Source organism: Amycolatopsis sp. CA-230715, assembly GCF_018736145.1.
GTDB lineage: Bacteria > Actinomycetota > Actinomycetes > Mycobacteriales > Pseudonocardiaceae > Amycolatopsis.
The window spans coordinates 2,037,219-2,055,050 of the sequence record NZ_CP059997.1 but is presented as its reverse complement, the minus strand read 5'-3'; the positions used below and the strand labels follow the sequence as shown (position 1 = coordinate 2,055,050).

Sequence of the window (17,832 nt, the reverse complement as noted above, 5' to 3'; positions counted from 1 at the left end):
AGATGACCGGATCGACAAGTGGGGACCCCATGCCTGACCAGGACAAGCTCTTCGACTACCTGAAGCGGGTCACCGCCGATTTGCACGAGACCCGCCAGCGCCTGCAGAAGCTGGAGAGCGAGGCGGGGACGCAGGAGCCGATCGCTATCGTCGGGATGAGCTGCCGGTTCGCCGGTGGCGTCGCCTCGCCGGAGGACCTGTGGCGGCTCGTTTCCTCCGGCACGGACGCGATTTCCGCGTTCCCCGAGGACCGCGGGTGGGCCACCGGCGGCAACGAGGGCTACGTCAGGGAAGGCGGGTTCGTCCACGAAGCGGGCGAGTTCGACGCCGGGTTCTTCAAGGTCTCGCCGCGCGAGGCGATCGCGATGGACCCGCAGCAGCGCCTCGTGCTCGAAGGTGCCTGGGAGGCGCTCGAACGCGCCGGGATCGACCCGGAGTCGTTGCGAGGCAGCGCGACCGGGGTTTTCGTCGGCGCCGCGTCGTCCGGTTACCCCAGCGGCGCCCGCGAGCTGCCCGAGGAGGTCGCCGGCTACCTGATGACCGGGACGACCAGCAGCGTGGTGTCCGGCAGGGTCGCCTACACCCTCGGCCTCGAAGGCCCCGCGATCACCGTCGACACCGCGTGCTCGTCCGCGCTGGTGGCGCTGCACCTGGCCGCGCAGGCGCTGCGGCAGGGCGAATGCTCGCTCGCGCTGGCGGGCGGGGTCACCGTGATGACCACGCCCGGCGTGTTCTCCGAGATCACCAGCCTCGGCGGGATCGCGGGCGACGGGCGGTGCAAGCCGTTCGCGGACGCCGCGGACGGCACGTCCTGGGGCGAGGGCTTCGGCCTGCTGCTCGTCGAGCGGCTCGCCGACGCGCAGAAGAACGGGCACCGCGTGCTGGCGGTGGTGCGCGGGTCGGCGGTCAACTCCGACGGCGCGTCCAACGGGCTGACCGCGCCGAACGGGCCGTCGCAGCGCCGGGTCATCCGGCAGGCGCTCGCCAACGCGCGTGTGCTGCCCGAGCAGATCGACGCCGTGGAGGCGCACGGCACCGGCACCACCCTTGGCGACCCGATCGAGGCGCAGGCACTGCTGGCGACCTACGGCGCGAGCAGGCCGGAGGACCGCCCGCTCCTGCTCGGTTCGGTGAAGTCGAACATCGGGCACACCCAGGGCGCCGCCGGTGCGGCCGGGGTGATCAAGATGGTGATGGCGCTGCGGAACGGCGTGCTGCCCCAGTCGTTGCACGTGGACCGCCCGACGTCGCATGTGGACTGGTCGGCCGGTGCGGTGTCGCTGCTGACCGAGAACGTGCCGTGGCCGAAGCGGGACCAGCCGCGCCGTGCCGGGGTTTCGGCGTTCGGCGTCAGCGGCACGAACGCGCACACGATCCTGGAGCAGGCACCCGAGACCGAGGAGGCGGAGCGCGAGTCGGTCACCGGCGCGCTGCCGTGGGTGCTCTCGGCCAAGTCCGCCGCCGCGCTGCGCGCGCAGGCGAGGCGGCTGCACGCGTTCGCGACCGGTGCCGACGCGATCTCGCCCGCCGACATCGGATTCTCGCTCGCCACCACGCGCGCGGCGCTGGAGCACCGCGCCGTCGTGGTCGGCGAGGACCGCGACGAGTTCCTGCGCAAGCTCGACCTGCTCGCCGAGGGGACGTCGGCGGCGGGCGTGGTCACCGGGGTGGCCGAACCGGGCGGCAAGATCGTGTTCGTCTTCCCCGGCCAGGGTTCGCAGTGGACCGGCATGGCCGTGGACCTGCTGGCCACCAGCGAGGTGTTCGCCGCGCGGATCGCCGAATGCGAGCGCGCTCTGTCGTCCTTTGTGGACTGGAAGCTGACCGGCGTGCTCGGCGACGAGGCCGCGCTCGAACGCGTCGACGTGGTGCAGCCCGCGCTGTGGGCGGTCATGGTGTCGCTGGCGGCGGTGTGGCGTTCCTACGGCGTGGAGCCCGCCGCGGTGCTGGGGCACTCGCAGGGCGAGATCGCCGCGGCGGTGGTCGCGGACGCACTGTCCCTTGAGGACGGTGCCCGCGTCGTCGCGCTGCGGAGCCAAGCGATCCGGGACGAGCTGGCCGGTAAGGGCGGCATGGTGTCGATCGCCGAGCCCGAGGCCGCCGTGACCGAGCGGATCGCGCGTTTCGGTGACCGCGTCGCGGTAGCCGCGCTGAACGGCCCTCGGTCCACTGTGGTCGCCGGTGAGCCGGACGCGCTCGCGGAGATCCTGGCCGAATGCGAGGGCGAAGAGGTCAGGGCGCGCAAGATCGCGGTGGACTACGCGTCGCACACCCCGCAGGTGGAGTCCATCCGGGACCGCCTGCGCCGCGATCTGGCACCGATCCGGCCGCGCGGCGGGGAGATCGCGTTCTTCTCCACCCTGACCGGGGACTGGCAGGACACCAGCGGTCTCGACGCGGGCTACTGGTTCGAAAACCTGCGTCACACCGTGAAGTTCGAGCAGGCCACGCGTGCGCTGGCCGGGCAGGGTTACGGGTTCTTCGTCGAGTCCAGCGCCCACCCGGTGACCACCGTCGGGATCCAGGAAACCCTCGACGCCCTGGAGGCGGGCGGGACCGCGATCGGGACCCTGCGCCGCGACGAAGGCGGGCTCGACCGGTTCCTCACCTCGCTCGGCGAGGGCTACGCGCGGGGCCTCGCGGTCAGCTGGGACACGGTGTTCCCCGAGGGGGCGCGCCGGGTCGAGTTGCCGACGTACGCCTTCCAGCGCCAGCGCTTCTGGCTCGGCGCCGACGCCGCCGAAGACACCGTCGCCACCCACACCGGGCACGACCCGGTAGAGGCCCGTTTCTGGGCAGCGGTCGAGCAAGAGGACTCCGCTTGGCTCGCCGAGGCGCTCGGGGTGTCCGGTGGCGCCGAGTCGCTCGGCGCGCTGCTGCCCGCGATGGCGGCATGGCGGCGGCAGCGCCGCGCGACGTCCACTGTGGACGACTGGCGGTACAAGGTGGTGTGGCGCCCGGTTCCCGCCGCGAGCGGATCGGCGCGCTGCGACGGCGACTGGCTGATCGTGGCGCCCGCCGGGGAAGACGCCTTGGCCGACGGCGTGGCGGAAGCCGTGCGGGAGCACGGCGGGCAGCCGATCCGCGTCGACGTCACCGAGAACTTGCCTGGCGGCACGTTCGCGGGCGTGATTTCGTTGCTGGGCACCGATGTCCGGCCGCACGAGGAGTTCCCGGTGCTGCCCGCCGGTGTCGCGGGCATCGTCGCGCTGGCGCAGGCACTCGCCGCGGCCGGCATCGAAGCTCCCTTGTGGACGGTGACGAGGGGCGCGGTCGCGGTCGGCGCCGCCGACCGCATCGCCGACCCGCTCGCGTCGCAGGTGTGGGGGATGGGCCGGGTGCTCGGCCTGGAACACCCGAACCGCTGGGGTGGCCTGCTGGACCTGCCCGAACGGCTCGACGAGCGCGCGCGGGGGAGGATCGCCGCGGCGCTGGCCGGAATCGGCGACGAGGACCAGCTTGCCGTCCGCGACTCCGGGGTGTTCGCGCGACGGCTCGTACGTGATCGGGTCGGCGAAGCCCCTGCCGCGCGCGAGTGGGCACCGAGGAGCACCGCGCTGATCACCGGCGGCACCGGCGGACTGGGCGCCAGGGTCGCCAAGTACCTTGCGGGGCACGGAACCGAGCACCTCGTGCTGACCTCCCGCCGTGGCCGGGACGCCGAGGGCGCCGCCGAGCTGGAGGCCGAATTGGTCGCGCTCGGGGCGACGGTGGACATTCGCGCCTGCGACGTGGCCGACCGCGACGCGCTGGCCCGCGCGCTCGCCGCGATCCCCGCGGACAAGCCGCTGACCACCGTCGTGCACGCCGCCGGGATCGGCCGTTACCAGCCGTTCGACGAGATCGAGCTGTCCGCGTTCGCCGACGAACTCGCCGCGAAGGTCGGCGGCGCGCGCAACCTCGACGAGCTGCTCGGCGACACCGAGCTGGACGCGTTCGTGCTGTTCTCCTCGAACGCCGGAGTCTGGGGCAGCGGTGGCCAGGCGGCCTACTGCGCGGCGAACGCCTACCTCGACGGGCTCGCCGAAGCGAGGCGTGCCCGCGGGGTCACGGCGACCTCGATCGCTTGGGGCGCCTGGGCGGACGGCGGCATGGTCACCGCGAACGCGGACAGCGGTGAGGCGCTCCGCCGCCGCGGCGTCGTGCCGATGGACCCGGAACTCGCGCTGTCGGCACTGGTCCAGGCGTTGTGCCGGGACGAGACCTTCGTCGCGGTGGCCGATGTGGACTGGACGCGGTTCGCGCCGGGCTTCACCGCCGCGCGCCCGCGCCCGCTGCTCGACGAAATCCCCGAGGTGCGCGCGGCACTGGCCAGCGAGGAGCCCGGCGGTCAGGCGGGTACGGAACTCGCCGGGCGCTTGGCAGGACTGTCCGAAGTGGAACGTGACCGGGTGCTGGTCGACCTGGTGCGCGCGGAAGCCGCCGCGGTACTGGGCTACGCATCCGCCGAGGACATCGAGCGGACCAGGGCGTTCCGCGACATGGGCTTCGACTCGCTGACCGCGGTCGAGGTGCGCAACCGGCTGGGCGCCGCGACCGGGCTCCGGCTGCCCACGACACTGGTGTTCGACTACCCGAGCCCGGTCGTGCTCGCCGAGTACCTGCGTTCCGCGGTCCTCGGCGGCGGGGCCGAGACGAGCGCCGTGGTACCGGCCGCCGTCGCCACCGACGAGCCGATCGCGATCGTGGGCATGAGCTGCCGCCTGCCGGGTGGCGTGCGCGGTCCGGAGGACCTGTGGCGGCTCGTCGAATCCCAGACCGACGCCGTTTCCGCGCTGCCGACCGACCGCGGCTGGGACATCGACTACCTGTTCGAGGCAGGCGAAGACGGCAAGGCGAAGTACGAACCGGTCGGCGGATTCGTCCACGACGCCACCGAGTTCGACGCCGGGTTCTTCGGAATCTCCCCGCGCGAAGCCCTGGCGATGGACCCGCAGCAACGGCTCCTGCTCGAAGGCACGTGGGAAGCGCTCGAACGGGCCGGGATCGAGCCCGGCACGCTGCGCGGCTCCGATACGGGCGTGTTCGCGGGTGCGTCGCACGCCGGGTACGGCGTCGGCGCGGGCAAACTCCCCGAAGGCGTCGAGGGCTACATGCTGACCGGCACCACCACGAGCGTGGTGTCCGGCCGCGTCGCCTACACGCTCGGCCTCGAAGGCCCGGCGCTCACCGTGGACACCGCGTGCTCGTCGTCCATGGTCGCGCTGCACCTCGCCGTGCAGGCACTGCGCCAGCACGAATGTTCGCTGGCGCTGGCGGGCGGCGTCGCCGTCATGTACACCTCCACCGCCTTCACCGAGTTCGACAAGCAGGGCGGACTCGCTTCCGACGGCCGGTGCAAGGCGTTCGCCGAAGCCGCCGACGGCACCGGGTGGGGCGAAGGCGTCGGCGTGCTCGTCGTCGAACGGCTCTCCGACGCCCGCCGCAACGGCCACGACGTGCTGGCCGTGGTACGGGGTTCGGCGATCAACCAGGACGGCGCGTCGAATGGCCTGACCGCGCCGAACGGTCCGTCGCAGCAGCGAGTGATCCGGCAGGCCCTTGTCAACGCCCGGCTCGAACCGTCCGATGTGGACGCTGTGGAAGCGCACGGCACGGGCACGGTGCTCGGTGACCCGATCGAGGCGCAGGCGCTGCAAGCCACCTACGGCCGCGACCGCGACCGTACCTTGTGGCTCGGCGCGCTGAAGTCCAACATCGGGCACACCCAGGCCGCCTCCGGAGTGGCCGGGGTGATCAAGATGGTGCAGTCGATGCGGCACGGCGTGCTGCCGAAGACACTGCACGTCGACCAGCCCTCGTCGCTCGTAGACTGGTCCGCGGGCGAGGTTTCCCTGCTGGACGAGAACACCGCGTGGCCGGAAACCGGTGCCCCGCGCCGTGCCGGTGTTTCGGCGTTCGGCGTGAGCGGGACCAACGCCCACGTGATCCTGGAACTTCCCGCCGAGGAACCTTCGGCGGCCGTGGAGCCGGGTGACGAGCGCGGGGTGCTCCCGCTCGTGCTGTCGGGCAAGACGAAGGAGGCGCTGCGCGCGCAGGCGGACCGATTGCTGTCCCATGTGGACGATCAACGGCTGGTCGACCTGGCGTACTCGCTGGCGACCACCAGGACCGCACTCGACCACCGCGCGGTCGTCATCGCTGAGAACGGCCAGGACTTCCGCGCGGGCACCGCGGCGCTGGCTGAGGACCGGCCCGCCGCGGGGGTGATCACCGGGGCGGTGCGCACCGAGGGGCTCACCGCAGTGCTGTTCTCCGGCCAGGGTTCCCAGCGCGTGCGGATGGGCTCCGATCTCTACGAGCGGTTCCCGGTCTTCGCCGACGCGCTGGACGACGTGTGCGCGCGGCTCGACGCGCATGTGGACCGCCCGGTCAAGGAGTTGATGTTCGCGGAGCCGGACTCCGAGGACGCCGCGCTGCTGGACCAGACGGTGTACACGCAGGCCTCGCTGTTCGCCATCGAGGTCGCGCTTTATCGACTTGTCGAGTCGTGGGGTGTGCGCCCGGATTTCGTGACCGGGCATTCGATCGGTGAGTTGACCGCGGCGCATGTGGCTGGGGTTCTGTCGCTTGAGGACGCTGCGGCGCTGGTTGCCGCGCGGGGCCGGTTGATGCAGGCACTGCCCACCGGTGGCGCCATGCTTTCGGTGCAGGCCACTGAGAACGACATCGCGCCCCTGCTCGAAGGGCACGAAAACCGGGTCTCGATCGCGGCGGTCAACGGGCCCTCGTCGATCGTGATCGCCGGTGACGAGGACTTCCTCGCCGAGCTGGAGTCCGAACTGGTCTGGAAGACCAAGCGGCTGCGGGTGAGCCACGCCTTCCACTCGCCGCGGATGGACCCGATGCTCGCCGAGTTCCGGCGGGTCGCCGAAGGGCTTTCCTTCCAGGCACCGAAGATCCCCGTGGTGTCCAATGTGTCCGGTGCGGTCGCGGACGTCACCGAGCCCGAGTACTGGGTGCGCCACGTACGCGAGGCGGTGCGGTTCGCCGACGGCGTGCGCCACCTCGAAGAGCAGGGCGTGACGACGTTCCTGGAACTGGGCCCCGACGGCGTGCTCACGTCGATGGCGCAGGACAGCCTCGCCGGTGACGCCGTCGTGGTGCCCGCGCTGCGCCGGGACCGCGACGAACTGCACTCGGTGACCACCGCGCTCGCCCGGCTGCACGTCCAGGGCCTGCCGATCGACTGGGCCACCTTCTTCGCCGGGTCCGGCGGCCGGCGGATCGCGCTGCCGACCTACGCCTTCCAGCGCCAGCGGTACTGGCTTTCCGGCAGTGACGCGGTGGGGGACATTTCTTCGCTCGGTCTCGGCTCCGCCGACCACCCGCTGCTCGGCGCGGCGGTGGCGCTCGCCGACGCCGACGGATTCCTGTTCACCGGCAGGCTTTCGGTGCAGACCCTGCCGTGGCTAGCCGAGCACCGGGTGTTCGGCACGATCGTGGTGCCGGGCACCGCGTTCGTCGAACTCGCGACCCGCGCGGGCTACCAGGTCGGCTGCGAGCGCGTCGAGGAGCTGACGCTGCAGGCCCCGCTGGTCCTGCCGGAACGCGGCGGGGCCGCGGTGCAGGTCGTGGTCGGCGCGCCCGACGAAACCGGTCGGCGGCCGCTGACCGTGCACTCCCGGCCGGACGGCGTCGCCGAAGACCAGCCGTGGACGCGGCACGCTGCCGGGGTCATGGTGACCGATCCCGTCACGCCGCACGCCCCCGCCGCGGACGAGGTGTGGCCGCCGGAGGGCGCCGAACCCGTTGTGCTGGACGGGTTGTACGAGGGACTGGTGGATGCCGGACTGGCCTACGGCCCGGTGTTCCGCGGGCTGCGCGCGGTCTGGCGCCGTGGCGACGAGGTGTTCGCCGAGGTCGCGCTGCCAGCCGAACAACACGAAGAGGCTGGCCGCTTCGGGCTGCACCCGGCGCTGCTGGACGCAGCGCTGCACGCCGCCGCGTTCGGCGAGCTGGTGCAGGGCGTCCGCGGCGGCGGTATGCCGTTCTCGTGGACCGGTGTGTCCTTCGCCGCCATCGGCGCCACCGCACTGCGCGTGCGGCTGTCCCGTTCGGCGGCGGGCGGCGTCGCCGTGTCCGCTTCGGACGAAGCCGGTGCGCCGGTGGTCGCCGTCGATTCGCTGGTGATCAGGTCCGCCGCCTCGGCGCAGCTCACCGCCGCGCCGGGCGACCGCGACTCGCTGTTCCAGCCGGACTGGACGCGGCTCGCCGCGCAGGAGGGCGGCACCACCGCGCCGTCGTCGGTCGTGCTCGGTGCCGACTGGGATCTGTCTGCTTTGGACGGTGTGCCGGAGTTGGTTCTCGCCGAAATTCCGTCGTCGTCCGGTGTGGACGCTTCGGAGGTTCGTGGTGTGGTCGGGGATGTGTTGTCGTTGGTGCGGTCGTGGTTGTCGGATGGGCGGTGTGGTGGTTCGCGGTTGGTGGTGGTGACGCGGGGTGCGGTGCCGGTGGGTGGTTCGGACGTCGATGTGGTGGGTGCCGCGGTGTGGGGCCTGGTGCGGTCGGCGCGGTCGGAGAACCCGGACCGGCTGGTGCTGGTCGACACCGACGGTTCGGCCGAGCTGGCGGGTGTGGTGGCTGGCGCGGGTGAGGCCGAGTTGGCCATCCGCGATGGTGCGGTGTGGGCGCCCAGGTTGGCCCGGGTGGGCGGGGGTTCGCTGGTGCCGCCGTCGGGTGAGGTGCCGTGGCGGTTGGATGTGTCGTCGCCCGGAACGTTGGACAACCTGGTGTTGGTGGAGTCGCCGGAGTCGGTGCGGGAGTTGTTGCCGCATGAGGTGCGGGTGGGGGTGCGGGCGACCGGGGTGAACTTCCGGGATGTGTTGATCGCGCTGGGGATGTATCCGGGTGCGGCGGCGATGGGCAGCGAGACCGCGGGTGTGGTGCTGGAAACTGGCAGCGATGTGACCGGGCTGGTGCCGGGAGATCGGGTTCTGGGGATCACGGAACTCGCGTTCGGGCCGGTCGCGGTCGCGGATTCTCGGTTGCTGGCAAGGGTTCCGGAGGGTTGGTCGTTCGAGCAGGCCGCTTCCACTCCGACGGTGTTCCTGACGGCCTACTACGGTCTGCACGATCTGGCTGGGCTCCACAGTGGTCAGAAGGTGTTGGTGCACGCGGCCGCGGGCGGGGTCGGCATGGCCGCCGTCCAACTCGCCCGGCAGGCGGGTGCGGAAGTGTTCGCCACCGCGTCCCCGGCGAAGTGGGACACCTTGCGGTCGATGGGCCTCGATGACGAGCACATCGCGTCGTCGCGTGACGCCGGGTTCGGTACGAAGTTCCCGGCGGTGGACGTGGTGGTCAACTCGCTGACCGGGGAGTTGACGGACGCGTCGCTGGGGTTGATGGCCCCGGGTGGGGTGTTCGTGGAACTCGGCAAGGCCGATGTCCGCGATCCCGGGCAGATGGCTGCCGATTACGACGGTGTCCAGTACCGGTCGTTCGATTTGGGTGATCCGGCGCCGGAGCGCATCCAGGAAATGCTGACCGCGCTGCTCGGGTTGTTCGAGCAGGGCGCGCTCACCGCGTTGCCGGTGCGGACCTGGGATGTGCGGCGAGCCGGGGACGCGTTCCGGCACATCAGCCAGGCCAAGCACGTCGGCAAGGTGGTGCTGACGATTCCGCCCGCGCTCGATCCGGACGGCACGGTCCTGGTGACCGGCGGTACGGGTGCGCTGGGTGCGCTGTTGGCTCGGCACCTGGTCACCGAGCACCGGGTCAAGAACCTGGTGCTGACCTCCCGCCGTGGCATGAATGCTCCCGGTGCCGCGGACTTGGTGGCGGACCTGGAAAGCCTGGGTGCGACGGTGACGCTGGCTGCCTGCGATGCGGCTGATCGCGACGCGCTGGCCGGGGTGTTGGCGGCGATCCCCGAAGACCATCCGTTGACGGGTGTGGTGCACACGGCGGGTGTGGTGGATGACGGGGTGATCGATTCGCTCACCCCGGAGAAACTGGAGAAGGTGTTGCGGCCCAAGGTGGACGCGGCGATCAACCTGCACGAGCTGACCCAGGACTTGGCGATGTTCGTGCTCTACTCCTCGGCCGCGGCCACCTTCGGCGCGCCGGGGCAAGGAAACTACGCGGCGGCGAACGCGTTCCTGGACGCGCTGGCCCAGCACCGCCACAGCCAGGGCCTGCCCGCGCAGTCACTGGCGTGGGGTTTGTGGGCCACCGACGGCGGCATGACCGGCGAACTCGGCGAAGCCGATCTGCAGCGGATGAGCCGCGGCGGCGTCCTGCCCCTCACCGCGCACCACGGACTCGCCCTGTTCGACAAAGCATCCACAGTGGACGAACCGGTGCTGCTGCCGGTGCGGCTCGACCTCGCCGCGATGCGGGCGAACACCGTGCCACCACTGCTGTCGAGCCTGGTGCGCGCGCCGGTCCGCCGAGCCGCTGCCGCCGGTGCGGCCGCGGCGTCGGCATTGGGCACCCGGCTGAGCGGACTGGCCGAAACCGAGCGGCACGACGTGCTCTCCGAACTGGTCCGCTCCTACGCGGCCGCCGTGCTCGGGCACGCCGGGCCGGAGGACATCGACCCGGAACGGGCCTTCTCCGAACTCGGCTTCGACTCCCTGACCGCGGTCGAGTTCCGCAACCAGCTCAACCAGGCGACCGGGTTGCGGCTGCCCGCCACCGTGGTGTTCGACTACCCGACCCCGGCCGCGCTCACCGGTTACCTGATGACCGAGCTGAGCGGCGGCGCCGCGGAGACCGTGGTGACCGCGTCGGCGAGCACCGACGACGAGCCGATCGCCATCGTCGCGATGAGCTGCCGGTACCCCGGCGGGATCACCTCGCCCGAGCAGCTGTGGGACCTGGTGGTCGGCGGCGGTGACGCGATCGGCGGGCTGCCGAAGGACCGCGGCTGGTCCGTGCCGCTCGGCGAGGATTCGCCCTTCCGCGGCGGTTTCGTCGCCGACGTGGACGAGTTCGACCCCGCGCTGTTCGGGATCTCCCCGCGCGAAGCGCTCGCGATGGACCCCCAGCAGCGACTGCTGCTGGAAGCCTCGTGGGAGGTGTTCGAACGGGCCGGTGTCGACCCGGCGACCCTGCGCGGCAGCAAGACCGGCGTGTTCGCGGGCGCGGCCAGCTCCGGCTACGGCACCGGGCTGCGACGCGTGCCTGAGGGCGTCGAGGGCTACCTGCTCACCGGCACCGCGACGAGTGTCCTTTCCGGACGCGTCGCCTACACCTTCGGGTTCGAAGGCCCGACGGTCACAGTGGACACGGCGTGCTCCTCGTCGCTGGTGGCACTGCACATGGCGGCGCAGGCGCTCCGCCACGGCGAGTGCGAGCTGGCGCTGGCGGGCGGGGTCACGGTGATGACCGGGCCGAGCATCTTCACCGAGTTCGACAAGCAGGGCGGAATGTCCCACGACGGGCGCTGCAAGGCGTTCGCGGCCGGGGCGGACGGCACCGGCTGGGGCGAGGGCGTCGGGATGCTCCTGGTGGAACGGCTTTCCGACGCGCAGCGCAACGGGCACCGGGTCCTAGCCGTGCTGCGCGGCAGCGCGATCAACTCCGACGGCGCCTCCAACGGGCTGACCGCGCCGAACGGGCCGTCGCAGCAGCGCGTCATCCGGCAGGCGCTGGCCAACGCGCGCCTCCGACCGTCCGAAGTGGACGCCGTGGAAGCGCACGGCACCGGCACCAAGCTCGGTGACCCGATCGAAGCGCAGGCGCTGCTGGCGACCTACGGCCAGGACCGCGAGCGCCCGCTCCTGCTCGGCTCGGTGAAGTCGAACATCGCGCACACCCAGTCGGCGGCGGGCGTCGCCGGGGTGATTAAGATGGTCCTCGCACTGCGGAACGGGATCCTGCCGCGCACGCTGTACGCGGCGGAGCCGACCGACCAGGTCGACTGGTCGGCGGGGGCGATTTCGCTGCTGGCCGAGAACGTCGAGTGGCCGAGGAACGGACATCCGCGCCGGGCCGCCGTGTCGTCGTTCGGCATGAGCGGCACCAACGCGCACGCGGTGCTGGAAGAAGCGCCGCCGCAGGCCGAAACCCGCGTGGAGCCCGCCGAGGGTGCGCCTTCCGTGGTGCCGTTCGTCGTGTCGGCGAAGGGACCGGAAGCGTTGCGGGCGCAGGCCGAACGGCTCGGTGCGTGGCTGGACGAGAACGCGGAACCGACCACCGCCGATGTCGCCTTCTCGCTCCTGACCACGCGCACGCTCCTGGAGCACCGCGCGGTGCTGGTCGGGCGCGACCGCGTGGAACTGCGGGACGCACTGCGCGCGGTCGCCGAAGGCGATGCCGAGAGCGGGGCGGTGCGGGGCGTGACCGGGACGCGGGGCAAGTCCGCGATCCTGTTCTCTGGTCAGGGTTCGCAGCGCGCGGGCATGGGCAAACAGCTATATGGGGAGTTCCCCGTTTTCGCCGCCGCGCTGGATGCGGTGTGTGTGGAACTGGACAAGTCCCTGGATCGTCCGGTCAAGGAGTTGATGTTCGCCGAAGACGGTGAGCTGCTCGACCAGACGCAGTACACGCAAGCTTCCCTGTTCGCACTCGAAGTGGCGTTGTACCGGTTGGTCGAGTCGTGGGGGGTGCGTCCCGACTTCGTGACGGGGCATTCGATCGGTGAGCTGACCGCGGCGCACATAGCCGGGGTTCTGTCGCTTGAGGACGCTGCGGCGCTGGTTGCCGCGCGGGGCCGGTTGATGCAGGCGCTGCCCACCGGTGGTGCCATGCTTTCGGTGCAGGCCACTGAGAACGACATCGCGCCCCTGCTCGAAGGGCTGGAAGAACAGGTCTCGATCGCCGCGATCAACGGTCCCGCCTCGGTCGTGGTCGCGGGTGACGAGGACGTGATCGCCCGGTTCGAAGCGGACTGGGCGTGGAAGACGAAGCGGCTCAAGGTGAGCCACGCGTTCCATTCGCCGCGGATGGAGCCGATGCTGGCGGACTTCCGGAAGGTCGCGGAGGGACTTTCCTTCCAGGCGCCGAAGATCCCGCTGGTGTCCAATGTGACCGGTGCGGTCGCGGAGGTCACCGACCCCGAGTACTGGGTGCGCCACGTCCGCCATGCGGTCCGGTTCGCCGACGGCGTGCGCTGCCTGGAAGACCAAGGGGTGTCGAGGTTCCTGGAGCTCGGCCCCGACGGCGTGCTGACCGCGATGGCGCACGCCTGCCTCTCCGGTACCCCGGCCGCGCTCGTGCCCGCGCTGCGGCGCGACCGCGCGGAGGCACCCGCGCTGGTGGACGCGCTGGCGAGGCTGTTCGCCACCGGGGCCCCGGTCAACTGGGCGGCCTTCTTCGCCGGGACCGGCGCCACCGCGGTCGACCTGCCGACCTACGCCTTCCAGCGGCAGAGCTACTGGCTCGACCACCTCACCGGGTCCGGTGACGTCACCGCGGCCGGTCTGTCCACAGCGGACCACCCGCTGCTCGGCGCGGCGGTCGCACTGCCCGATGTGGACGGTTTCCTGCTCACCGGGCGGCTGTCCACCACCACCCAGCCCTGGCTGGCGGACCACGTGGTGGCCGACCGGATCCTGTTGCCCGGCACGGCCTTCGTCGAACTGGCGATCAGCGCGGGCGACCAGGTCGGCTGCGGCGCGCTCGTCGAACTGACCCTGCAGGCGCCGCTGGTCATGCCGCGCACCACCGGCGTGCGCCTGCAACTCGTGATCGGTGCCGAGGACGCTACGGGCGCGCGCCCGCTGACCGTCTACTCGCAGGCCGAAGACGCCGACGAAGGCGCACCGTGGACGCGGCACGCCATCGGCCTGCTGGCCGCGCCGGAGCAGGAGCCCGCCTTCGACCTGTCCGTGTGGCCGCCCGAGGGCGCCGAGCCGGTCGAGGTCGACGGGCTCTACGACGGTATGGCAGACACCGGGCTTTCCTACGGCCCGGTCTTCCGCGGGCTGCGCGCGGCGTGGCGCCGTGGCGACGAGGTGTTCGCCGAAGTCGCGTTGCCCGCGAGCGAGCAGGAGCAGGCGGGCCGGTTCGGGCTGCACCCCGCGCTGCTGGACGCGGCGCTGCACGCGGTCGCCTTCGGTGACCTGGTGCCGGGTGTGCGGGGCGCCGGGCTGCCCTTCGCGTGGACCGGGGTGTCGCTGCACGCTTCCGGCGCGTCGGCGCTGCGCGTCCGGCTGGCCCCGGCGGGATCCGGGGTCGCGGTCGAGGTGGCCGACGGCGAAGGCGCCCCGGTCGGCTCGGTGGAGTCGCTCGTGCTGCGCCCGCTCGCGGCGGCCGAAGTGGCCGAGGCCGGTCAGTCCGAACGCGACGCACTGTTCGAAGTGGACTGGACGACCTTGCCGCCGTCCCCGGCGGCCGCGGGCGACTGGGCGATCGTGGGCGTCGACGATTTCGGCATCGGTCACGAGCTGATCGTCAAGGGCATCCTCGTGGAGTACCACGACGATCTCGCCGCACTGGGCGAAGCGGTCGCCGCCGGTGCACCGGTGCCCGAGGTGGTCTTCGCCTCCTTCCGCGGCGAGTCCGATGTAGACACTGCGGCTTCGGCGCGCTCGCTGACCGCGCGGGCACTCGCGCTCGTGCAAGGCTGGCTCGCCGACGACCGGTTCGCCGCGTCCCGGCTGGTGGTCACGACCAGCGGCGCCGTGGCGGTCTCGCCGGGTGAAGCGGTGCGCGATCTCGCGGCCGCGCCGGTGTGGGGCCTGCTGCGGTCGGCGCAGTCGGAGAATCCCGACCGGTTCGTGCTGCTGGACGCCGAAGAGGGCGACGACGTCGTCGATCTGGTCGTGCCCTCGGCCGTCGGCAGCGGTGAGCCGCAGGTCGCCATCCGCGACGGCGCGGTGCGCGCGCCGAGGCTCGCCAAGGCGGGCGGCGGCGCGCTGATCCCGCCGAGGGGACCGTGGCGGCTGGACGTCACCGCCCGCGGCACGCTGGAAAACCTCGCGCTGGTGTCCGACACCGCCGAGCCGGAACCGTTGGCACCGAACGAAGTCCGGGTCGCGGTCCGTGCCGCCGGGGTCAACTTCCGGGACGTGCTGATCACCCTCGGCATGTACCCCGGCGAGGCGTCGATGGGCACCGAAGGCGCGGGCGTCGTGCTGGAAGTCGGCGCCGGTGTCGACGACCTGATCGCGGGCGACCGGGTGTTCGGCCTGATGGGCGGCGCATTCGGCCCGGTCACCGTTGCCGACCGGCACGCGCTGGCGCCGATGCTGTCGTCGTGGTCGTTCGAACGGGCCGCTTCGCTGCCGACGGTGTTCCTGACCGCCTATTACGGCCTCGCGGACCTGGGTGCCCTCGCGAGCGGCCAGACCGTGTTGGTGCACGCGGCCGCGGGCGGCGTCGGGATGGCCGCGGTGCAGCTCGCCCGGCACTTCGGCGCCGAGGTGTTCGCGACCGCGAGCCCGGCCAAGTGGGATGCGCTGCGCGCGATGGGCCTCGACGACGAGCACATCGCCTCCTCCCGAGACCTGGAGTTCGCGGAGCGGTTCGGGACGCGGAAGTTCGACGTGGTGCTGAACTCGCTCGCGGGCGAGTTCGTGGACGCCTCGCTCGGGCTGCTGGCCGAAGGCGGCCGGTTCGTCGAGATGGGCAAGGCCGATCTGCGCGATCCCGCGTGGCTCGCCGAAGCCTGCCCCGGGGTGACCTACCGGTCGTTCGACCTCGCCGAAGCGGGCCAGGAGCGCACCGGCGAGATGCTGCGCACCGTGGTGGGGCTGTTCGAAGCCGGTGTGCTGGAGCCGTTGCCGGTGCGGGCTTGGGATGTGCGGCGGGCGCCGGAGGCGTTCCGGTTCATCAGCCAGGCCAAGCACGTCGGCAAGGTCGTACTGGCGATGCCGCGGGCGCTGGACCCGGCTGGCACGGTCCTGATCACCGGCGGCACCGGTGCGTTGGGCGCGGTGCTCGCCCGGCACCTGGTGGCCGAGCACGGTGTGCGGCGGCTGGTGCTCACCAGTCGTCGCGGCCCGGCGGCACCGGGCGCCGAAGAGCTGGTGGCGGAACTGGCCGCATCGGGTGCCAGCGCGGAGGTGGTGGCGTGCGATGCCGCCGATCGCGAGGCACTGGCGTCGGCACTGGCGGCGATTCCGGACGAGCACCCGCTGACCGGTGTCGTGCACACCGCCGGTGTCCTCGACGACGGCGTGGTGGCATCGCTGACCCCGGAACGCCTCGAATCGGTGCTGCGGCCGAAGGTCGACGCCGCCTGGCACCTGCACGAACTGACCAGCGATCTGGATCTGGCGTTGTTCGCGGTGTATTCCTCGGCGGCGGCGACGTTCGGTGCGCCGGGGCAAGGCAACTATGCGGCGGCGAACGCGTTCCTGGACGCGTTGGCGCAGCGCCGTCATGCCGACGGGCTCGCGGGGCAGTCGCTGGCGTGGGGCCTGTGGGCCAGCGGCGGCGGGATGACCGGCGAACTCGGCGAAGCCGATCTGAAGCGCATGAGCCGCGGCGGGGTGACCCCGCTGTCGGCGCCGCACGGCCTCGCCCTGTTCGACCTCGCGTCCACAATGGACCAACCGCTGGTGGTGCCGATCGCATTGGACACCAGCGGACTGCGGGGTGCCGACGCGGCCTCGCTGCCGCCGGTGCTGCGCGGCCTCGTCCGCGCGCAGTCCCGGCGCGCCGCGGCCGGTGGCGCACCGGTGCCCACCGCGTCCGATCTGACGCGGCGGCTCGCCGGCGCGAGCGCGGCCGAGGTGTTCGGCATCCTGCTCGACCTGGTCGGCAGCCAGGTGGCCGCGGTGCTCGGGCACAGCGGCACCGAGCGCGTCGACCCCGACCAGCCGTTCCTCGAAATCGGGTTCGACTCGCTGACCTCCGTCGAGTTCCGCAACCGGATGGTCGCCGCGACCGGGCTGCGCCTGCCGCCGACCCTGGTCTTCGACCACCCGGCACCGGCCGTGCTGGCCAGGCACCTCGCCGAGGAGCTGACCGGATCCGCCGCCGAACCCGCCGCGGCGCGGGGCGGATCGCGGCAGGCGGTGGTGAAGGTCGAACGGAGCAACACGCTCAACGCGATGTTCGAGCACGCTGTGGCCGAGGGCCAGATCGACGACTTCATCGACGTGCTCAACGCCGCGTCGAACTTCCGGCCCAGCTACGCCGATCCGAGCGAGCTGGACCGGATCCCGAGCCCGATCAAGCTCAGCACCGGCCCGCGGACGCCGAAGCTGATCTTCGTCTCGGCGTTCGTCGGCAAGTCGGGGCCCTACGACTACGCCCGCCTCGCCACGATGTTCCGGGGCGAGCGCGACGTGGCCGCGGTCTTCCAGCCCGGTTTCCTCAGCGGGGAGCCGATTCCCGAAGACCTGGACGCGATCCTCAAGGTGCACGCGGAGAACATCAAGCGGTACACCGACGGCGCGCCGTTCGTGCTCGCCGGGCACTCCTCCGGCGGGCTCGCGGCCTACCGGATCGCGCACCACATGGAAAGCGTCGGCATGGACCCGGCCGGGGTCATCCTGCTCGACACCTACGCCACGAACATGGCGATCGTCGAGCACATCGGCCCGCAGATCCTGCACAACGTGGTGGAGTCGCAGGCGAAGGTCCAGGAGCTGTCCGACGAGGACATCTGGGGCGACGCCTGGCTCACCGCGATGGGCCGGTACTGCAAGCTCAACTGGTTCACCGACGAGCCGGCCGCCTGCCCGACGCTGCTCGTGCGGGCCTCGGACCCCGGCATCGAATGGACCGAGGACACCGACTGGCGCGCGGACTGGATCCACCCGCACGACGTGGTCGACGTCCCCGGCACGCACTGGACGATGTCGCGCGAACTCGTCGACACCACCTCGGAGGCGATGAAGGCATGGCTGGCGAAGCTCGGGTGACCCGGGTAGGGGGAGGTAGGGGTGGTGCCGGGCCGGTGCCGGTCAATACCGTTCCCGGTACGGAAACGAC

At 71.9% G+C, this 17,832-nt stretch carries 1 protein-coding gene; it reads left to right on the top strand.

Features of this window, described 5'->3' with window-relative positions; genetic code table 11:
* Positions 1 to 29 precede the first annotated feature (29 nt).
* The gene (locus tag HUW46_RS48240; protein ID WP_254126001.1) at positions 30 to 17,762 is read left to right on the top strand and encodes a type I polyketide synthase; all 17,733 of its coding nucleotides are present in this window, start codon (positions 30 to 32) and stop codon (positions 17,760 to 17,762) included.
* Positions 17,763 to 17,832 lie beyond the last annotated feature (70 nt).

Excerpts from the sequence above, each read along its gene's own strand:
- HUW46_RS48240 (WP_254126001.1), top strand. The coding sequence starts at position 30 with ATGCCTGACCAGGACAAGCTCTTCGACTACCTGAAGCGGGTCACCGCC.